The following is a 20,266-nucleotide window of genomic DNA, read 5'->3' as shown; positions in this document are numbered from 1 at the left end:
CAAACAGGTCACGCAAGCGCCTTTGCGTCAAGGCCCCAGCCCCTGTCAGAGCTACGACGTTCCGGTTGGTTGACAAGTTTTTTCGGCAACTCGTTCCGGGCTGGTTGGTCTTTCGGGGCAGCTATGCTAGCGGAAGGCCATGACTGATACCCTCACGATCCGCCGCCCCGACGATTGGCATCTGCATCTGCGCGATGGCGCCATGTTGCAGGCCGTTCTGCCCGAAACTGCACGTCATTTCGCCCGTGCGATCATTATGCCGAACCTCGTGCCGCCGGTCGTGCGCGGGGATCAGGCCGCCGCTTACCGCGACAGAATCCTGGCCGCCCTGCCCGAAGGCATGGTGTTCGAGCCACTGATGACCCTGTACCTGACCGAGGATACAGATGCGCAGGACGTCGCCGCCGCCCATGCCAGCGGGCTGATAAAAGCGGTCAAGCTGTACCCCGCAGGGGCCACGACCAATTCGGCCTCGGGCGTGCGTGACTTTGACAAAGTGCGCCCGGTTCTGGAGAAAATGGCCGAGATCGGCCTGCCCATGTGTGTCCATGGCGAAGTGACCGACGCCGAGATCGACATCTTTGACCGCGAGGCCGTGTTCATCGACCGCGTTCTGGACCCGATCCGAAAATCGACGCCGGGCCTGCGCGTGGTGATGGAACATATCACCACGTCCAATGGCGTGGACTATGTCAAAGCCAACGAAACGGATCTGGGCGCGACGATCACCGCGCACCACCTGATCATCAACCGCAACCATATTCTGGTGGGCGGGATCAAACCGCATTACTATTGCCTTCCGGTCGCCAAGCGCGAGGAACATCGCCTGGCCCTGCTGGCTGCCGCAACGTCGGGCGACACGAGGTTCTTCCTGGGCACGGACAGCGCTCCGCACACGGATGCAAACAAGGAAATGGCCTGCGGCTGTGCGGGGTGTTTCACCGCGACGAATACCATGTCTCTGGTTGCCGAGATGTTCGACAGCGAAGGAGCGCTGGACAAGCTCGAGGCGTTCGTCTCGCTCAACGGGCCGGGCTTTTACCGCCTGCCTGTGAACGAAGAGACGATGACCCTGACCAAAGGCGAGCCGGTTGCATACCCGTCAAAGATCGACACGGGCGATGGACCTGTCACGGTGTTCGACCCGGGCTTTCCACTGCACTGGAGCGTGGCTTAACCCGCCATACGTTCGGCCAGATCACGGGCGCGACCGCCGGTGCGCAGCATCGACCAGATCGCGTCCGCCTCATCCGTTCCGATCAGCTTCGACGCTTTGGCGCGCACGCGATCCTCGCGGTCAGACAGCGACATTGGGGTCATCAGGTCATGCGTCGCCTCGCGGCGGATACCGTCGCGACGCAACAAGGCCAGATGCGCCTGCGTTTCCGACAGGTTTTCATCCGCTTCGACCGTGATGCGATCTTGCAGAGACGCAATGCGCGGGTCCGCGCAGACCTTGTCGGTGTAGCTGCCCGGTAAAGCCGTATCATACCCCAGCGCCTGCATTGCGATGACCGTCCGGTAAGAGAACTTGGCCCCCAGCCCGGTTGTGGGCGAAAGCTGATTGCACACACTCATCCAACGGGGATGGGTTTTGATTTTGATCTCGGCCACTTCGGGTTCCGCGATGTCCAGCGCGCGCGCCGCCTCCAACGCCGCGTGCAGGCCGTGACAACACGCGTGGAATTTGTGGCTGACTGTTTCGAACAACCATTCATCACCCAAACCATCCAGCGCGCTTTGATCCGCTGCACCATGATGGGTCGCGCCAAATCCATACGTTCCTTCGAGCGCGTCGGCGTTGGGTTGAAATCCACGCTGAACAAGCACAGCCGCCTCGACCCCTGCCGAAGCGGCAAGCCCGGCATTGTAAGGCTTGCCCATTGTTCCGAACTGGGCCTTCAGCCCGGCCGCACGCGTTGCCGTCAAACCCAAAACGGACCGCATCTGAACCTTGTCGAATCCAAGCAACCGCCCCACGGCGACAGCGGCCCCGAATGCACCGGATGTCGCTGTCTGGTGAAACCCGGCCTGATAATGCCCCTTGCCCAGCCACAGGCCGACACGGATTGACGTTTCCATACCGACCAGCGCGGCTTCGAGCAGATCGACCAGAATACGATCATCCCACTCGGCCACGGCAAGGGCCGCAGGCAGGATGGCGACTGACGGATGCCCGATATGTGCGAAATGCGTGTCATCGTAATCCAGCGCGTGGGATATGGTTCCATTCACCAAAGCTGCGCTGCGCAATGGCGCCGCGCCCCCTCCGAACAGATGAGCCTGAGCGTTCCCGCCCTCGGCCAGAACCATATCGCGAACTATGCAGGACACCGGCTCGGACGCCCCTGCACGACCAACCGCCATCCAATCCAGAACGGACAGCGACGTGACAATCCGCGCCTGAGCCGTCGTTGAAACCGGGCCCGCCGCGAAGGTGGCCAATGCTGCTGTGAAATCCGTCATGAGCGCAGTCTAGCGTGCGCCCTTGCCGCGTAAAGTCCTAGCCGTAGAGTTCTTTCGCACGCGCCTCGAAGGCACGGACGATCCGCTGCATGGCTTCGTTGAACACTACGCCGATGATCCCCTGAAGGATGGCGTTCTTGAATTCGAAATCCACATGGAACGAGATGTTGCAGCCCCCATCGGGCGCGTCCTCGAACTGCCAGTCGGATTTCATGTATTTGAAAGGCCCGTCCAGATACTCGGTATCGATCTTCTTCTGATCTGCAAACAGGGTCACCCGACTGCCGAACCGTTCGCGGAACACCTTGAACGAGATGACCAGATCGGCCTCCATCACCTCGGCCTCACCGACCGCATAGGTCTTGCGGATCCGGGCCGCGGCGCACCAGGGCAGAAACTTTGGGTAGCTGCCCACATCCGCAACAAGATCATACATCTGCTGGGCTGTGTATGGCAGGTGGCGGGTTTCCGAATGGATTGGCATGGTGTCCGGTATTTGCAGGTGACAATGGCGCGTCATGTCGTATGTTGCGCGCCAAAGATCAAGGGGGCTGCGATGACTAACCGCGCATATGTGATAGATGAGATGATCTCGGCCAAGGCCATCGCGGCGCGGATCGAAGAGTTATGCCGCGAAATCACGGATGAGTTCGGCGATACCGACAAGCTTGTCGTCGTGGGATTGCTGCGCGGCAGTTTCGTCTTCATCGCCGATCTGGTGCGGGAACTGGACCTGCCGATCGAAGTGGATTTCCTTGAGGCGTCCTCGTATGGCGATTCGATGGAGAGCAGCCGGGAAGTGCGCATTCTCAAGGACTTGCGCGGCGCCATCGAAGGCCGCGACGTGTTGGTGGTCGAAGATATCGTCGACACCGGGCACACGCTGAACCACGTCACCAACCTGCTGCGCAGCCGCAAGCCGAAACGGCTCAAGTCGATTGCCCTGCTCGACAAACCCAGCCGTCGCGAAGTTGATTTCCGGTCAGACTGGATCGGCTTTGAAATTCCGGATGAATTCGTCGTGGGTTACGGGATCGATTACGCTCAGCGCAACCGCAACCTGCCGTTTATCGGTAAAGTCCGGTTTACCGAGGACTAGCCGCACTTTACCAGGGCAATTTGAGTGGCTACCCAGCGCCTCAAATTCAAAAACCCGAATAATAATAGACAAACTTATTTGCGAGCCCTTACTCTTCCTATCAGCTCGGGAGGATTATGGATGAAGCGTGTAGTTGCGACAGCCGGCGTCGTTATAGCGATCGTGGCACTTGCAAGTTCGGGTGCTGCAAAAGACAATAAGGGCAAAGGGCAAGGTGCCAATAAAAACAAGGTAGAGAAATCCATCAAGTCAAACGGCAAAGCCGTACCGCCCGGTCAAATCAAAAGATACACGCGTGGGCAGAAGCTGCCGAGTGATCTGAGTTTTGACTATATCGACGATCTCGACAACTGGAAGCTCAAGCCTTTGGGGCCCGGCCAGCGCTATATCCGGGTGGATGATGAAATACTCTCGATATCTGATGATACAAAGACAGTTATAGAAGCCGTTGGAATCGTTGGCGATCTGGTCAAATAAGTGGATCGTGACTAGCAGGTTTTGCCAAGCACGACATCAATCGCGCTCAGGAAAATCCCGGTTCCAATCGGAATAAGCGCATCCGGGAAATCATAATCCGGGTTGTGCAGTTGCGGATGGTCCTGCCCCGCCCCCAACCAGAACATGGCCGCCTGCGCACTTTTGCCAAATTGGCCGAAGTCTTCGGAAAAACGCTGTGGCTGATCGACCAGCCTGCACGCGACGCCCCGATCGGCACAGGCTTTGGCCAAAACCGAAACGGTTTCTCGGTCATTGACGCAGGCTTCGAACACCTCGTCATAGCTGATTTCGAACGCCAGCCCCTCGGCCTTCGCCGTGTTTTTGACCAAAGCTTCGGCCTCGGCCATCAGGCTTTCCATTCGCGCGTCCGAAACCGTGCGCAGTGTCACCCACAATTCGGCCCTCCCCGGTGCGACACCAACTGTGCGCTCACCCAGTGAGGCGTGGGTGACCGTGGTCAAAGCGTAGGTGTCATCCAAGTCGCCACCCGCCCCCAATCTGGCCAATGCCGGCATCAACGTCGACAAAGCACCTGCCGGTGACACGCCGTCCTGAGGGGCGGCTGCGTGTGAGGTTTTGCCTGTCAGAACGATTTGCATCCCGCGCGAGGCACAGTTCGCGGGACCTTCACACAGTTCCACGGCGCCCAGCTCCAGCCCCGGCAAATTGTGCAGAGACAACACGATGTCAGGGGAAACCTCAGCGAACTGAGGATCGGCCCGATAAGCAATCGCACCATGTCCGGTTTCCTCGGCGGGTTGGAAAATCAGAACCACGCGGCCAGATTTCGGTCGCTGTTCCTTCAACGCCTCCGCCACCCCGAGAACCATCACCATGTGGCCATCATGGCCGCACAGATGCCCCTTGCCCGCAATCCGAGATGCATATTCCAGATCCGAGAGTTCCTGAATTGGCAGCCCATCCAGTTCGCATCGAATTCCAACCGTGGGGCCGGGAACACCGCTTTCGTAAATGGCCGCAACACCGTGCCCGCCGATGCCGCACAGAACCCTGTCCGCACCCGCTTGGCGCAAGAGATCCGCAACCCGCGTTGCGGTATGCTCCTCTTGCCCCGTAAGCTCTGGCTGTTGGTGAAACTCGTGGCGCAGGCGGATAAGCTGCGCGATCCGCTCGGGTGTCACGCTTGCTGCAACTTTGCTTGCCGGGCCGCGCGAAGCCGGGCGAAATCGTCGCCCGCGTGGTACGAAGACCGGGTCAGAGGTGTCGCGGATACCATCAGGAACCCCTTGCCATAGGCCGCCTTTTCGTAAGATGCGAACTCTTCCGGGGTTACGAACCGATCCACTCCGTGATGTTTCGGAGTCGGTTGCAGGTACTGGCCGATGGTCAGGAAATCGATATCCGCCGCGCGCATGTCGTCCATGACCTGGCGCACTTGCTGTTCGTTTTCACCCAACCCGACCATGATGCCCGATTTGGTGAAGATCGACGGATCAAGCTCTTTCACGCGCTGTAGCAGGCGCAGGGAATGAAAGTACCGCGCGCCCGGGCGCACTTCGGGGTAGAGACCCGGTACCGTTTCCAGATTGTGGTTGAACACATCCGGTTTCGCTTCGACCACAGTCTCAAGGACAGTGCTGTCGCATTTCAGGAAGTCCGGCGTCAGAATCTCGATCGTGGTTTTCGGAGACCGATGACGTACCGCGCGAATTGTCTGCGCAAAGTGCTCGGCCCCGCCGTCTTGCAGATCGTCACGGTCCACCGAGGTGATTACCACGTGGTTCAGGCCAAGTTTTTCGACCGCATGGGCCACGCGACCGGGTTCAAACGCGTCAAGATCGTCGGGGCGACCGGTTGCAATGTTGCAGAAGGTGCAGCCACGCGTACAAATCTCGCCCATGATCATCATGGTGGCATGACCCTGGCTCCAGCATTCTCCTACGTTGGGGCACCCTGCTTCTTCGCAGACCGTCACCAGATTGTTGTCACGCATGATCCGCCGCGTATCCGCATAGCCCTTGCCACCGGGTGCCTTGACCCTGATCCAATTTGGCTTTTTGGGCTGTGCATTGTCCGGACGATGGGCTTTTTCCGGGTGGCGCTCTTCGGGGATCTTCAGATCTCGCACGGTCGTTTTCCTGACTTTGGGTCAACTCTTGTTACTCATAACATAGACAGAAGCGCGGTGTTACACCAGCGGCGCATAGCCGCTATGCGTTGCATCCTCGCTGGCGCAGAAAGACATCATGCGCGTATTCGTATTTGCGATTTAATTTCAATATTTAGCAAGACGTTGGCCTTATTCGCCATCGCAGCGTTTACGCGATTGAATGCGGTTTAGAACTGTTTTAATTCACACCAAAATCATATGTGAATCACAGGAGTTTGACTATGAAAACCGGCGCAAAACTGCCCGACGTGACCTTTCACACCCGTGTCCGTGACGATTCCATCGAAGGACCAAACCCGTTCCGTTGGGAAGACAAGACGACAGCTGACTATTTCGCCGGCAAGCGCGTGATCCTGTTCTCTTTGCCGGGTGCGTTCACCCCGACCTGTTCGACTTATCAGCTGCCTGGGTTTGAGAACGGCTATGCCGATTTCAAGGCCATGGGAATCGACGAAATTTACTGCATGTCCGTCAACGACAGTTTCGTGATGAACAAATGGGCCCAGGATCAAGACCTGAAGAACGTGAAAGTCATCCCCGACGGATCGGGGGAGTTCACCCGGAAAATGGGCATGTTGGTCGACAAGGACAACGTGGGTTTCGGAATGCGCTCGTGGCGCTATGCGGCCATCGTCAATGATGGCGTTGTCGAGGCGTGGTTCGAAGAGCCCGGCCTGATGGATAACTGCCCAGAAGATCCCTATGGCGTGTCCTCGCCGGAAAACCTGATGAAACACCTGAAGGCGTCAGCAGAACCTGAAATGGCCTAAGCCGCAAATCCAAAGAAAAGGCCCGTATACACCGGGCCTTTTTTCTGTTCAGCCGATCATCCGATCTCGTTCCGCCTGTTCCTGATAATGCCGTTTCAGCCGTTGCAGGGCGATCCGCAGGACGATTTTGCCGGACCGCGCTGACCAACCCATTCGCTTTTCCGCCAGCTCCAACCCTTCCAGATAGCAACAGCATCGCAACGCAACATCACTCAGACCTGGCCCCAGGTCGGACAAGGCACGTGCAACGCGGTCCTTCGCATCGGAAGCCCCCTTTCCCCCATGGCTTTCACTGTCAAAGCTGCTTCGACCACCTGTCGTCAGAAAACGATCCCAGTTCTGCGAAACCTGAGGGCCGATCCGTGCCAGCTCAAAATCTTCGCGCAAGCGCTCGCCGGCGCTGACGAGTGAGTCGTCCAGAAACGGTTTTCCGTCACGATCCCGTCTGCGCGACAATGCTATCAGCGGGCTTTCCGCAGCACTGTACCGAATGCGTTTGACCCGCTCGGCGGACCCGCCCGAAGGCTTGCCCTGAAAGTTACTCTGAGCTTCGGCAAAACCAAAGTCAGTCCCGGCACGTGCCTTGTTTTCTGCCTTGGCGATCAAATGGCTTAGCGCCGTTCGTCCCGCTGCGGAAATCCGATATCGCGAAATGCGTCCGGGATTGTCGCAGGTGATCCAGTCTTTCAAAGCCAAGGCCTGCGCGATCCTGCATTCTACGACTGCGGTTCTTGTAGCCCCGGCATTGCCGGTGTCGCGTACGACGACCGCCTTGTCCATTTCCTCGGCCACGGCAAGGACCGAACCCGTCTCGCTCAGGCGGCGCAACACACGCAGTGCCTCATTTTCAAATTCTTCTTCAGCCGCGTTTTCTGATCCGCCTGCCGTGCCGTCGGCGCACTCCGAAGCTGAAAAATGTGTCTCTGCGAGCGATTGCAAGGCCGCATCCACCAGTGGATCGTCGCGGCGCATTTCGATGCGTCGAATTTGCCTGAGGATAGTTGACGCATGGCACCCGGCTGATCGCGCGATATCGCGGATCGAGCGACCGGTCTCGGTATGAGCAAGGTATCTTTGCGCCCCTTCTGGAACCCATGCCGGAATGGTGAAAGCCATGTTGTTTTCCATAATTATTTGCCCTCGTCGACAAAACAAACTGCCACTTTTCGCCCTCGGAATGTGGGTTAACCAAATCTAACTAGAGGTCCATTCGTTACTCGTTCGTTAACCACACAAGGCAAGAACCAGATTTGATTCAAAAAGATAAACAGTCGTGAAACCATCGTTCGGGGAGACCTCGACTAAGGCAACACCCGCTTAGGTTGTGCAAAACAGGACCCATCAATTTTCGAAAAAGGGACACATAACATGCAGGACCTGATGACAATGATCGCAACCCTCCGCCGCCCACGCATGTTGGCGCGTGCTGCCAGATTCGGGGCGCGGGATTACAATCGGGACAGGCATCTGCAACGCATTCTGGGATACGGGTCGCTGCCCGGTTCAGGTCAGGCGCTGCTGCGTTTGCTCGAGATGGAGAAAGAGGTAAATGAACTGCGAAAAGAAGATGATGCCGCCTATTCATTGGTGCGGCATCTGGATCTGCTTATTGCGCTGTTGGGTGAGGCGCAGCTGTATCAGGCCAGCCGCGCCTCGGTTCTTCAGTAATCAGGCGAAAGCATCCGGCATGGAGGCCTTTTTCTCGGCGATATAGGCTTCCAGTGCCGCCGCGGTATCCGGGTCCATCTGCGGTTGCTGATAATTGGCCAGCAAGTGTTCTACACGCGCCGTGGCCAAGGCCCGCGTGTCACGCGCACCCTCTTCCTGCCAGGTTTCGTATGGCTTGTAGTCCAGCACTTCGGATTTCCAGAAGGATTCCTTGAAGTTGGCCTGCGTATGGGCACAGCCGAGATAGTGACCACCCGGCCCTACTTCGCGGATTGCGTCCATGGCCTGCGCGTTTTCATCATAGGCCACGCCCTTGGCCAGTGAATGCAGCACTCCCAACTGATCCGCATCCATGACGAACTTTTCGAAATCGGCAACCAGACCGCCTTCCAACCAGCCGCAGGAATGCAGCATAAAGTTCACGCCCGAAAGCAGCCCCATGTTCAGCGAATTCGCTGTTTCGTAGGCCGCCTGCGCATCCGGCAGTTTCGAGCCGCAGAACGACCCTGCCGAGCGGTATGGCAGGTTCAGACGACGCGCCAGCTGGCCTGCACCATACGTGATATGCGCGGCTTCTGGTGTGCCGAAGGTGGGTGCGCCCGAGTTCATATCGATCGACGTCACGAACGCGCCGAAAATCGCGGGGGCACCCGGCCGGATGATCTGGCTGTAGGCAACACCGGCCATGACCTCGGCCAGAACCTGTGTCAAAGTACCAGCCACCGAGACCGGCGCCATCGCTCCGCCCACGATGAAGGGCGAGATGATGCAGGCCTGATTGTTGCGCGCATAAACCTCCAACGACCCCATCATCACATCGTCGAATGTCATCGGCGAGTTGATATTGGTCAGCGAGGTCATCACGGTGTTTTCCTGCACGAACTCCTTGCCGAACAGGATTTCGCACATTTCAACCGAATCCTGTGCCCGGCTGGGATCGGTTACCGAGCCCATGAAAGGTTTGTCCGACAAGGTCATATGCGCCTTCAGCATGTCCAGATGGCGCTTGTTCACCGGAATGTCGGTCGGCTCGCACACCGTACCGCCCGAGTGGTGCAACCACTTGGACATGTAGGCAAGTTTCACGAACTTGTTGAAATCGTCCATGGTTGCATATCGGCGCCCACCCTGTGCATCACGCACGAACGGAGGACCGTAAACCGGGGCCAGAACCATGTTGCGGCCACCGATCACAACCGATTTTTCGGGGTTGCGGGCGTGCTGGGTAAACTGGCTGGGGGCTGTCTTGATCAGTTCACGCGCCAGACCACGCGGAATGCGCACACGCTCACCGTCAATATCTGCGCCCGCGTCACGCCACCGTTTCAAAGCTGCTGGATTGTCGACAAAGTTGACGCCGATTTCTTCCAACACGGTTTCAGCGTTGTTTTCGATAATCTCAAGCGCCTCTTCGTTGAGGATCTCGAAATTCGGAATGTTGCGTTCGATGTATTTCGCAGTCTCGATACGAACTGCGGTACGCTCGGCACGGCGGGCAGCGCCACCGCCACCTCTCGCCCTGCGCCGGGTGTTTGCCTCTGCCATGAGAAAATCCCGTCTGATTGGTTAGATTGAGCGTTTTGATACAGGTTTGCCGGAACTCAAGCATAGGGATTGCGGCGCTCTGGGGGGAAAAGCGACATTGCCGCCCCACCAAGAAGCAACCGGTCAGTCAGGATCGGCCGCCAACGCTTTCTCCATGGTAAGGCCGTTGCCCGCCTGATCCGTCACTTTCCAGCCCATGTGCCGATACATCGCAATCGTGTCCTTCATCATTTTATGAGTTCGCAACTTCAACTTGGACAGATTCCGCGCCTGTGCTTCTTCTTCGGCAAACTGCATCAATTGCCGCGCGACCCCCTGCCCTTGGGCTTCGGGCGCAACCGCAAGGTTGAACACCATGATTGCGTCGCCAACCTGGTCAAAAACGATGACCCCGACTGTACCGCCGGATATCGCAAGCATGACGCGGTGGGTCTTGATGTCATCCACGATCCCGGCAGTGACGTCCGGCAGATCCTCGATCCGGCTCATCGCATCTGCATAAGCCCTTTCCAGGCACCGCGTTACCTCATCCGCATCCACCACAGCGGCCGTTCTGAACTCGATCTTCGACATGGCACCTGATCTTTCCGCCGGTTTGACTCAGCTTTTGCTCCAAATGACGCCATACCGCTTGCACATGCAAGGCTTGCAACTTATGAGCCGGTTATGACCCAGACATCCCACGACCGCCTTCTGATCATCGACTTCGGCAGCCAGGTTACGCAGCTTATCGCCCGCCGCCTGCGCGAGCTGAATGTCTATTGTGAAATTCACCCTTACCAGAATGTCACGATGGATTTCGTGCGGGAAATGGCGCCGCGCGCCGTGATTTTCTCGGGCGGTCCGGACAGCGTGACGCGCGAGGGCTCGCCCCGTGCCCCGCAAGAGATTTTTGATTATGGCGTTCCGATTCTTGGCATCTGCTATGGTCAACAGGTGATGATGCATCAGCTTGGCGGCAAGGTCGAAAGTGGCCATGGCACAGCCGAGTTTGGTCGGGCATTTGTTACACCCAAAGACAAACTGGATATTCTGGAAGGCTGGTTCGCGGACGGCGATGAACAAGTCTGGATGAGCCACGGCGACCATGTCAGTGAAATCGCACCGGGGTTCGAGGTATTCGGAACCTCGCCCAACGCACCTTATGCGATCACGGCCGATCCATCGCGGCACTTCTATGCCGTGCAGTTTCACCCCGAGGTACACCATACGCCGAAGGGTGCGAAACTGTATGAAAACTTCGTTAAGCTGGCCGGGTTCAAGGGCGACTGGACCATGGGTGCCTATCGCGAAGAGATGATCCGCAAGATCCGCGAACAAGTCGGAGACAAAAAGGTCATTTGCGGATTGTCCGGTGGCGTTGACAGCTCGGTTGCCGCGATCCTTATTCACGAAGCAATCGGGGATCAGCTGACTTGCGTCTTTGTCGATCATGGGCTGCTGCGCAAGAATGAGGCCGAAGAAGTCGTTGGTATGTTCCGGGACAACTACAACATTCAGTTGATCCACGCCGACGAATCCGAGTTGTTCCTTGGCGAACTGGAAGGTCAGAGCGACCCCGAAACCAAACGCAAAATCATCGGAAAGCTGTTCATCGACGTGTTCCAGAAACACGCCGATACCATCGACGGCGCCGAATTCCTGGCGCAGGGCACTCTCTATCCTGATGTGATCGAATCGGTGTCGTTCTCGGGCGGGCCTTCCGTAACGATCAAGTCCCACCACAACGTGGGCGGCCTGCCGGAAAAGATGGGCTTGAAACTGGTCGAACCGCTGCGCGAATTGTTCAAGGACGAAGTCCGTGCCTTGGGTCGCGAGCTTGGTCTGCCGCAGAGCTTCATCGGGCGTCATCCCTTCCCCGGACCGGGTCTGGCCATTCGCTGCCCCGGCGAGATCACCCGCGAAAAGCTGGAGATTCTGCGCGAAGCTGACGCGATCTACATCGATCAGATTCGCAAACACGGGCTTTATGATGACATCTGGCAGGCCTTCGTTGCCATCCTTCCCGTCCGCACCGTCGGCGTGATGGGCGACGGGCGCACCTATGACTATGCCTGTGCGTTGCGGGCCGTCACCTCGGTCGACGGGATGACGGCGGATTATTACCCGTTCAGCCATGAGTTCCTTGGCGAAACGGCAACCCGGATCATCAACGAAGTCAAAGGCATCAACCGATGCACATATGACATCACCTCGAAACCCCCCGGAACCATCGAGTGGGAATGATCCGGCAAAACGCAACCGCGTTCGACGCCAAAACGACCCGATCCCGGGAAATCTTGCCAAGCCGTGCCTGAAAAAGTCGGGCACGGCCTTGAACCTGACGCTTCATAAGCGTTTCAATGATTCAACGAATTCAATCTTATTGATCGCGTAGCGAAAGCCCCGGTACCGAGGCCGTGACCGCGCGGCCAGGCCGGGGTGCGGTACGTGAATCAGACACAAAAAAACACATTCAAGGCCGCCTTGTGGATGACCGGAGCCATCGCGTCCTTCTCCTCGATGGCGGTTGCCGGTCGCGAATTGAGCCTCGTGCACGACACGTTCGAGATCATGATGTATCGAAGCCTCGTCGGGTTTCTTGTTGTCGCCCTCTTCCTCACGGCCACAGGCGGTTGGGATCAGGTTTCCACGCAACGCCTGGGGTTGCACGCCCTGCGAAACACCCTGCATTTCACAGGGCAGAATCTTTGGTTCTATGCGGTCGCTGTTGCGCCTCTGGCGCAGGTGTTCGCGCTGGAATTCACGCAGCCGCTTTGGGTGATCCTGCTGTCGCCGCTGCTGCTGAACGAACGTCTGACGCGCCTCAAGATAACGGCAGCGCTTATCGGTTTTGCGGGCGTTTTGATTGTCACGCGCCCAGGCAGTGCGCCTTTGAGCCCCGGCCTTGCTACCGCGGCCGCGTCTGCGATTTTCTTCGCATTTACAACGATTACCACGAAAAACCTCACTCGTTTTGCCAGCATCGGCTGCATCGTTTTCTGGCTTACGTCCATGCAGGCGGTGCTTGGGGCCATCGCAGCCGGTTTTGACGGGCAGATTGCCTTGCCCACGGCGCAAACCCTTCCGTTTTTGGTTCTGGTCGGGCTGGCGGGGCTGCTGGCACATTTCTGCATTACCAACGCGCTGGCGATCGCCCCGGCGACAGTTGTGATCCCATTTGATTTTGCGAGGCTTCCCACCATCGCTGTGGTCGGAATGATCCTATACCACGAACCCATTGACCATTGGGTTCTGATCGGTGCGGCGATCATCTTTTCAGGAATATTCCTGAATATCTGGTCTGAAAGCCGTAACAGTTTAGCAACAGTTGAAAACAGTAGTCGCAATACGTAACGCACCGTCACCAGTTGACCTTAAAGTAACCAAAAAGAGAGTATCGCTCATCATACACGGGATAGGCGTTCGTAACACTCAGCCAAACGCCATTGAAACCCGCCTGAGATTGTTAGGGAGGACAGAATGAAAAAAACACTACTCGCGACCTGCGCTTTGTGCGTTGGAGCGACGGCAGGATATGCAGGCGGCCTTGATCGAAGCGGTCAGGGCATCAACCTGATCTTCGAAGAAGGGTCAGCAGTCCAGTTTCGGTTGGGATACACCAACCCCAGCGTAACGGGCACCATGCCTGCTTTGGCTGGACCAAACATCGGGCAGCCGGTCGATTCCGGAGAAGTTGCGAACGACTTTTTCACACCGCATCTGGGTTATAAAACGTCACTGACCGAAAAGCTCGATTTCGCGATCATGTATGACCAGCCCTTTGGGGCCGACATTGAATACGCAAACACCTACCCTCTTTCGATCAACCCTATTCCGGGTGGTCGTACCGATGTTTTGAGGGCTACAGCAGACACGGACGCCATTACGGCATTGCTGCGTTACAAATTCGATGGCGGGTTCAGCGCAATCGGCGGTATTCGAGCACAGCGAGTGAAGGCTTCTGTCACCGTCCCGCTTGCAGCAGGGTACCAGGTTGACACCGATGCCGACACTGCATTCGGCTACGTTATCGGGGTTGCATGGGAGAAACCGGAAATCGCAGCACGTGTGTCACTGACATACAACTCCAAGATCAGCCACGATCTATCGCAAACAGAATCTCTGAACCCACCACCGTTCCCTCCGATTCCACCCGGGACCGTGGCCACCTTCAACACAAACAGCGAAATTGAGACGCCTCAGTCGATCAACCTGGACTTTCAGACGGGCGTCGCGCCTAAAACGCTGTTGTTTGGTTCTGTTCGTTGGGTCGACTGGCCACAGCTGGTGTACAACCCGCCAAACTACCCGCCGACCAGCAACCTTGTTGACTACGACGATGCGACCTTCACCTATTCGTTGGGCTTGGGGTATCAATTCTCGGAAGAGTTCAGCGGTGCTGTAACACTAGGCTATGAGTCTTCTCAGGGCACTCCTGTATCCAACCTCGGCCCGACTGATGGGTTCTGGAGCATTGGTCTGGGCGGAACATATTCGTTGGAGAATGCCAAAATTTCCGGTGGCGTACGCTACACTGACATCGGTGATGCAACGGCAGATGGCGCCTTTGGGCAAACAGCCACTTTCAGCGGCAACAGCGCCTGGAGTGTTGGGTTTCAGATCACTTACGCTCTGAACTAAATCCAAGGTGTTTTCATCTTAGGCTCCGCTGTTTCAGCGGGGTCTTTTTTATGCGCAGGTTTCGGGTCGTATATCTATCGAATGAATGAAATTGTGCGGCCATGAACACGCAAAAACACCTTTCTCGGCGCGCCTGGGTCGAACTTCTTCTTCTGGCCGTGATCTGGGGCGCATCCTTTGTAGCCATCCGGATCGCTCTGGACTCCATTCCCGTTATGACATCGGTTCTGCACCGCACGTTCTGGGCGATGCTGGTGCTGTGGTTGGTGGCATGGGCCAAGGGGCTTTCGCTGCCCCGCTCTCTGCGCATCTGGGGCGCATTTCTGATCATGGGATTGCTGAACAATGTCATCCCATTCAGCTTGATGGCATGGGGTCAGCTTTACATCGATTCTGGTCTTACGGCCATTCTGAACGCGACCACGGCCATCTTTGGCGTTCTGGTTGCGGCGCTGTTTTTCAAGGATGAGCGTTTGACACAAGCCCGGGTCATCGGAGTCGTTTTGGGTTTTCTCGGTGTCTCGATCACCATCGGAATACAGACCTTCACGTCTTTCAGCCTGCAAAACACGGCGCAGCTTGCGGTGTTGGCCGGAACGCTGTCGTATGCTTTTGCGGCGGCTTGGGCGCGGTATCATCTGTCTGACCTTCACCCCGTCGTCGCGGCCGCTGGCATGCTGACCGGTTCGACTGTGCTGATCCTGCCGCTGGCGCTCATGACGGACGGGGTGCCAACGCTTGCACTGCCCGCGATCACCTGGGCTGCGATTGGCTATTACGCCATTGTGGCAACAGCGGGGGCATATCTTTTGTACTATCGAGTCCTGGCGATGGCGGGCAGCGGCAACCTGATGCTGGTGACGCTTGTCATCCCTCCGGTCGCCATCGTGCTTGGCGCAATTCTGCGGAACGAAGCGCTGCCGCCGAATGCCTATTTCGGCTTTGTCATCCTTGCCATGGGCCTTCTGGTATTGAACCGAGCTGGCCGCCGTGATTGACGCCGTGCGCTGCCCGATTTAGCAAAGGCAAAAAAGGGACAGCACAAGATGATCTACAACTCAGCCGAAGACTGGCGCACGGCAAGCCGCAAGAAGGTGCTGTTCTTTGGCATGTCCGGTCTGGGCAAGACATATGTCTCGAACATTCTTCGGGACTCAGGCAACTGGTTTCACTACTCGATCGACTATCGCATCGGCACCCGGTACATGGGCGAATACATCACCGACAATGCAAAGGCCGAGGCGATGAAAGTCCCGTTCTTGCGTGACCTGCTTCTGTCGGATTCCATTTACATCGGCTCGAATATCTCGTTCGCGAACCTGACTCCGGTCGCAGCCTATCTGGGCAAACCGGGCAACCCTGCCCTTGGCGGATTGGAGATGCCGGAATACCGCCGCAGGCAGGAACAGTTTCGACTGGCCGAAATACACGCTCTGCTGGATACCGAGTATTTCATCGACCGAGCCGAGCGTTTGTACAAATACCCCCATTTCATCTGCGACACCGGTGGATCGATCTGCGAATGGGTAGACCCCGAAGATCCGAACGATCGGGTACTGTCCGAGCTTTCGCAACACACCCTGATGATCTGGCTGAAGGGGGATGAGGAACACACGGCAGAGCTTGTCCGCCGTTTTGACAAAGCTCCAAAGCCGATGTCTTACCAGGCCGAATTCCTGACCAAGGCGTGGACAGATTATCTGGACCTGCAAGGCTGTTCAGAAGCGGATGTTGATCCCGATGATTTCGTCCGTTGGACCTATGCACAGGCCTTGGCGCACCGCCAGCCGCGTTACGAGGCCATGGCGAACAACTGGGGCGTGGCGATCGCTGCCAACGACATCGGAAAAATCCGCGATGCCGCCGATTTCAATGAGTTGATCGAACGCACACTTGAGACCACGCGCAATAACGCCTAACTACCAGTTTTCACTGATCTCTTAGAAGCCTGACACATGCCCATCAAAATCCCATCGGAACTGCCTGCATTTGACGTCCTGACCAAAGAGGGCGTCATGGTCATGGACGAAGATCAGGCAATGCGTCAGGACATCCGCCCGCTGCGCATCGGTTTGCTGAACCTGATGCCCAAGAAAATCCAGACCGAAAACCAGTTCGCGCGCCTGATCGGGGCAACCCCGTTGCAGATCGATCTGTCTTTGATCCGCATGACCGAACACCGGACCAAGAACACCGCCGCCGAGCATATGTCCGAATTCTATCGCCCGTTTCAGGAGATCAAAGATCAGAAATTCGACGGCCTGATCATCACCGGTGCCCCGATCGAACATCTGGAATTTCATGATGTCACCTATTGGGACGAAATCAGCGAGATCTTCGACTGGACCCAAACCAACGTACATTCCACCTTTGGTGTGTGCTGGGGCGGGATGGCGATGATCAACCATTTTCACGGCGTCAAAAAGCACATGCTGGACGCAAAAGCCTTTGGGTGTTTCCGGCATCGCAACCTGGACCCGGCGTCTCCGTTCCTGCGCGGTTTCTCGGATGACTGCGTCATTCCGGTCAGCCGATGGACGGAAATGAAACAGGATGAAATCGATCGCGCACCCGGGCTGAGGACCCTGTTGGGCAGCGACGATGTCGGCCCCTGTCTGGTCGAAGATCCCGGCCATCGCGCGCTGTATATCTTCAATCACTTCGAATACGACAGTGACACGCTGAAACAGGAATATGATCGGGACGTCAGCAACGGCACGCCTATCAACGTGCCGATAAACTATTACCCCGATGATGATCCATCCAAAAAGCCGCAGAACCGATGGCGCAGTCACGCACATCTGCTGTACGGCAACTGGATCAACGAAATCTATCAGACCACGCCGTTCGACATAACGAAAATTGGCCACTAAAGTCCTGATATCCCTTGGCTTGGTCGCTCTGGGCCTTGTCATGCTGACAACCTGGCGCAGCGCCCGGAACGAAGCGCTGGCCGAGGCGGCTTTCCCCCCCGAGGGTCGGATTCTGGATGTGGGCGGCATCGCCGTGCACGCCGTGGTCATGGGGGACGGCCCTGATGTCGTTCTGATCCACGGTTCCAGCGGGAACACGCGCGACATGACCTTCGCGCTGGCCCCTATTCTGGCCAAGTCATACCGCGTGATCGTTTTTGACCGACCGGGTCTGGGCTATTCCGAAAGCTTCAATCCGGATGGCGAAACCATCATTGAACAGGCGGATATCCTGCAACGGGCGGCGGCTCAGCTTGGTGCGGAAAAACCCATCGTGGCCGGGCAGAGCTATGGCGGATCGGTCTCGCTGGCCTGGGCCGTGACCCGACCCGAGAATATCTCGGCTCTGGTTCTGATCGCCCCGGCCGCCATCCCATGGGAAACGCCTTTGGATGGGTTCAACCGGCTTGCGTCAACCACGGCGGGCAAAGTGCTGGCCTTGCCCTTGATCAGCTCTTTCGTGCCCGAATGGTACGTCACACAGGCGTTGGACAAAGTTTTTGCACCGCAAACGGCGCCCGAAGGTTATGCGGAACATTTCGGGCCCGGGCTGACGATCCGGCGTGGCTCGATGCATGCAAACGCCAAGCAGCGCGCCAACCTGCTGGACGAAATTACCCGACTGCAACCCAGATATGGCGAGATCTCCGTTCCGACGGAAATCATCCACGGAACGGCCGACGACACCGTTGGTCTTGAATGGCATTCTGAACGCCTGATCGAACAGATCCCCGGGGCCGAGTTGATCGAGCTACCGGGTGTCGGTCACATGCCACAGGTGGTCGCGGCACCCGAGGTTGCCGCCGCGATTGATCGCGCGGCGCAGCGCGCGGGTTTGCGTTAACCCACGCTCTAATCCATAGTCAGATATGGATTTTATCGCGAGGTGACATATGGCCCGGTCAGGAAAAGGCTCTATCGAGAAGTATTTTCAGAAAGACGCGCCCAAATCTGTACGGGAAGAGATTCAAAACGCGAAAAAGGGCGATATTCTGAACCCGACCTACCCGTATTCCGAAAAAATGAAGACCAAGGATTATGATGAGCAGATGGACCTGCTTCAGATTGAATTGGTCAAAATGCAATCCTGGGTCAAGGAAACCGACCAGCGGGTTGCCATCATTTTCGAAGGCCGCGATGCCGCCAGCAAAGGTGGCACCATCAAACGGTTTCGCGAAAACCTGAACCCGCGCGGCGCGCGCAACGTTGCGCTGGCCAAACCATCAGACGCCGAACGCAGCCAATGGTATTTTCAGCGCTACATCCCGCATCTGCCCGCCGCAGGAGAGATCGTGTTCTTTGATCGCAGCTGGTACAATCGAGGTGTCGTCGAGAATGTCTTTGGCTTCTGCACCCAGGAACAGCGTGAGAGGTTCTTCCGTCAGGTCCTGCCGCTTGAAACGGGCCTGGTGAATGACGGCATCCATTTGTTCAAGTTCTGGCTCAATGTCGGGCGCGCAGAACAACTGAACCGTTTCCTGGCGCGCGAAAACGACCCTTTGAAGCATTGGAAGCTCAGCGCGATCGACGTCGCAGGGCTGAACAAATGGGATGAATACACGCAGTCGATCTCGGAAACCCTGACCCGGTCGCATTCTGATGCCTGCCCGTGGACGATTGTGCGTTCCGACGACAAGAAACGCGCGCGGCTTGCGGCCATCCGAACGGTTCTGCTTGCCTTGGACTATGATGAGAAGGACAAGAAGAGTATCGGCGAGATTGATGCCCGTATCTGCGGTGGCCCGGATATGTGGGAGGCGTAGATTGTCTCTCTGCCCTGCCCCGTCGATACCTTCACGATCATGCATTGGACGAAAATGCGTCGGTGGTCTATGTCCTTGTCTTCCAACACGCAATCAATGCAACTGAGGCCGGGATGACGAAACGCGGTTATCACCACGGAAACCTGAAGCAAGCCCTGATCGAGGCTGCCTTGTCCCTGATCGAAGACAAGGGCCCGACCGGTTTCACGCTGTCCGAGGCGGCCAAAACGGCCGGTGTCACGCCTGCCGCCGTCTACCGTCATTTTCAAGGGCGCGAGGACCTGATTGCCGAAGCCGCACGGCAGGGGTTTGAGATGTTCGCAGACCTGATGCAATACGCCTATGACGAGGGACAGCCTTCAGCCCTTGCCGCTTTTGAAGCAACGGGGCGTGCATATCTGGCCTTTGCGCGCAAAAATCCCGGGCATTACATCGCCATGTTCGAAAGCGGGATTTCCCTGAACCGGACACCCGAATTGTCCCTGGCAGCCAACCGGGCGAAGGCCGTTCTTGAAAAAGCGGCAGCGGACCTGTCCCAACATATTCCGCCTGACAAGCGCCCGCCCGCGTCGATGTTCAGCGCCCATATCTGGGCGATGAGCCACGGAGTCGTCGAGCTGTATGCACGAAATACCGGCGCAACTTCGCCTTTTCCTCCCGAAGATTTGCTGGAAAGCGGTATCGGCATCTACCTGCGCGGTTTGGGTCTGATCCCCCAGGACGAGTGACGC

At 57.2% G+C, this 20,266-nt stretch carries 21 protein-coding genes; 14 read left to right on the top strand and 7 right to left on the bottom strand.

Annotated elements, in window-relative coordinates:
- Positions 1 to 139: 139 nt before the first annotated feature.
- On the top strand, positions 140 to 1,177 hold the full coding sequence (pyrC, locus tag ACR0E2_RS02175) for a dihydroorotase (RefSeq protein WP_171231725.1): 1,038 nt from the start codon (positions 140 to 142) through the stop codon (positions 1,175 to 1,177).
- On the opposite strand, the gene ACR0E2_RS02170 is transcribed toward pyrC, so the two are convergent.
- Positions 1,174 to 2,466: an MmgE/PrpD family protein gene (locus ACR0E2_RS02170; RefSeq protein WP_480444974.1), complete on the bottom strand. Its 1,293-nt coding sequence runs from the start codon at positions 2,464 to 2,466 to the stop codon at positions 1,174 to 1,176. The genes pyrC and ACR0E2_RS02170 overlap by 4 nt on opposite strands.
- Before the next feature lie 37 nt (positions 2,467 to 2,503).
- Positions 2,504 to 2,950, bottom strand: a complete 447-nt coding sequence (locus ACR0E2_RS02165) for a type II toxin-antitoxin system RatA family toxin (RefSeq protein WP_171232045.1) — start codon at positions 2,948 to 2,950, stop codon at positions 2,504 to 2,506.
- A 72-nt stretch (positions 2,951 to 3,022) separates the two neighbouring features.
- Between ACR0E2_RS02165 and hpt the strand changes: the two genes are divergently transcribed.
- Complete coding sequence (hpt, locus tag ACR0E2_RS02160) at positions 3,023 to 3,565, top strand: hypoxanthine phosphoribosyltransferase (RefSeq protein WP_152457820.1); 543 nt, start codon at positions 3,023 to 3,025, stop codon at positions 3,563 to 3,565.
- A 120-nt stretch (positions 3,566 to 3,685) separates the two neighbouring features.
- Positions 3,686 to 4,042 (top strand): hypothetical protein, encoded by a 357-nt coding sequence (locus tag ACR0E2_RS02155; protein ID WP_480444973.1) that lies wholly within the window; start codon positions 3,686 to 3,688, stop codon positions 4,040 to 4,042.
- Between the two features lie 11 nt (positions 4,043 to 4,053).
- Here ACR0E2_RS02155 and ACR0E2_RS02150 read toward each other — a convergent pair whose 3' ends face one another.
- Positions 4,054 to 5,205 (bottom strand): amidohydrolase, encoded by a 1,152-nt coding sequence (locus tag ACR0E2_RS02150; protein ID WP_480444972.1) that lies wholly within the window; start codon positions 5,203 to 5,205, stop codon positions 4,054 to 4,056.
- Positions 5,202 to 6,152, bottom strand: a complete 951-nt coding sequence (gene lipA / locus ACR0E2_RS02145; RefSeq protein ID WP_480444970.1) for a lipoyl synthase — start codon at positions 6,150 to 6,152, stop codon at positions 5,202 to 5,204. Before lipA ends, ACR0E2_RS02150 begins: the two co-directional genes overlap by 4 nt.
- 263 nt (positions 6,153 to 6,415) lie before the next feature.
- Here lipA and ACR0E2_RS02140 point away from each other — a divergent pair, with 263 nt between their 5' ends.
- Positions 6,416 to 6,964 carry a redoxin family protein gene (locus tag ACR0E2_RS02140; RefSeq protein ID WP_480444968.1) on the top strand — a complete coding sequence of 183 codons (549 nt, stop codon included), beginning with the start codon at positions 6,416 to 6,418 and terminating at the stop codon, positions 6,962 to 6,964.
- Positions 6,965 to 7,012: 48 nt separating this feature from the next.
- Here ACR0E2_RS02140 and ACR0E2_RS02135 read toward each other — a convergent pair whose 3' ends face one another.
- A complete protein-coding gene (locus ACR0E2_RS02135) occupies positions 7,013 to 8,092 on the bottom strand; it encodes a DUF6456 domain-containing protein (RefSeq protein WP_480444967.1) in 1,080 nt (359 codons plus the stop codon).
- A 240-nt stretch (positions 8,093 to 8,332) separates the two neighbouring features.
- Between ACR0E2_RS02135 and ACR0E2_RS02130 the strand changes: the two genes are divergently transcribed.
- Positions 8,333 to 8,632 carry a DUF6477 family protein gene (locus ACR0E2_RS02130; RefSeq protein ID WP_152457814.1) on the top strand — a complete coding sequence of 100 codons (300 nt, stop codon included), beginning with the start codon at positions 8,333 to 8,335 and terminating at the stop codon, positions 8,630 to 8,632.
- On the opposite strand, the gene ACR0E2_RS02125 is transcribed toward ACR0E2_RS02130, so the two are convergent.
- Together ACR0E2_RS02125 and ACR0E2_RS02120 are read right to left on the bottom strand one after the other, a co-directional pair.
- Positions 8,633 to 10,177, bottom strand: coding sequence for a trimethylamine methyltransferase family protein (locus ACR0E2_RS02125; protein WP_480444965.1), 1,545 nt, complete (start codon positions 10,175 to 10,177; stop codon positions 8,633 to 8,635).
- 123 nt (positions 10,178 to 10,300) lie between these two features.
- Positions 10,301 to 10,750, bottom strand: coding sequence for a GNAT family N-acetyltransferase (locus ACR0E2_RS02120; protein ID WP_480444964.1), 450 nt, complete (start codon positions 10,748 to 10,750; stop codon positions 10,301 to 10,303).
- A gap of 93 nt (positions 10,751 to 10,843) precedes the next feature.
- Between ACR0E2_RS02120 and guaA the strand changes: the two genes are divergently transcribed.
- From guaA to ACR0E2_RS02075, 9 genes are all read left to right on the top strand, one after another.
- Positions 10,844 to 12,403: a glutamine-hydrolyzing GMP synthase gene (guaA, locus tag ACR0E2_RS02115; protein WP_171639596.1), complete on the top strand. Its 1,560-nt coding sequence runs from the start codon at positions 10,844 to 10,846 to the stop codon at positions 12,401 to 12,403.
- Positions 12,404 to 12,607: 204 nt separating this feature from the next.
- Positions 12,608 to 13,513 carry a DMT family transporter gene (locus ACR0E2_RS02110; protein WP_480444962.1) on the top strand — a complete coding sequence of 302 codons (906 nt, stop codon included), beginning with the start codon at positions 12,608 to 12,610 and terminating at the stop codon, positions 13,511 to 13,513.
- Positions 13,514 to 13,639: 126 nt separating this feature from the next.
- A complete protein-coding gene (locus ACR0E2_RS02105; protein WP_152457810.1) occupies positions 13,640 to 14,800 on the top strand; it encodes an OmpP1/FadL family transporter in 1,161 nt (386 codons plus the stop codon).
- Between the two features lie 101 nt (positions 14,801 to 14,901).
- On the top strand, positions 14,902 to 15,798 hold the full coding sequence (locus ACR0E2_RS02100) for a DMT family transporter (protein ID WP_480444960.1): 897 nt from the start codon (positions 14,902 to 14,904) through the stop codon (positions 15,796 to 15,798).
- A 48-nt stretch (positions 15,799 to 15,846) separates the two neighbouring features.
- Complete coding sequence (locus ACR0E2_RS02095; protein ID WP_171228638.1) at positions 15,847 to 16,719, top strand: ATPase; 873 nt, start codon at positions 15,847 to 15,849, stop codon at positions 16,717 to 16,719.
- A 36-nt stretch (positions 16,720 to 16,755) separates the two neighbouring features.
- Complete coding sequence (metA, locus tag ACR0E2_RS02090; RefSeq protein WP_171228637.1) at positions 16,756 to 17,673, top strand: homoserine O-acetyltransferase MetA; 918 nt, start codon at positions 16,756 to 16,758, stop codon at positions 17,671 to 17,673.
- Positions 17,663 to 18,616: an alpha/beta fold hydrolase gene (locus ACR0E2_RS02085; RefSeq protein ID WP_480444959.1), complete on the top strand. Its 954-nt coding sequence runs from the start codon at positions 17,663 to 17,665 to the stop codon at positions 18,614 to 18,616. The genes metA and ACR0E2_RS02085 overlap by 11 nt, the downstream gene beginning before the upstream one ends.
- 49 nt (positions 18,617 to 18,665) lie before the next feature.
- The gene (gene ppk2, locus ACR0E2_RS02080) at positions 18,666 to 19,535 is read left to right on the top strand and encodes a polyphosphate kinase 2 (protein ID WP_480444958.1); all 870 of its coding nucleotides are present in this window, start codon (positions 18,666 to 18,668) and stop codon (positions 19,533 to 19,535) included.
- A 113-nt stretch (positions 19,536 to 19,648) separates the two neighbouring features.
- A complete protein-coding gene (locus ACR0E2_RS02075) occupies positions 19,649 to 20,263 on the top strand; it encodes a TetR/AcrR family transcriptional regulator (RefSeq protein WP_152457804.1) in 615 nt (204 codons plus the stop codon).
- Positions 20,264 to 20,266: the final 3 nt, after the last annotated feature.

The sequence above is a fragment of the Ruegeria sp. A4 genome (genome assembly GCF_056543025.1).
The sequence above is the reverse complement of the archived record's forward strand: the minus strand, read 5'-3'. Positions and strand labels throughout refer to the sequence as shown.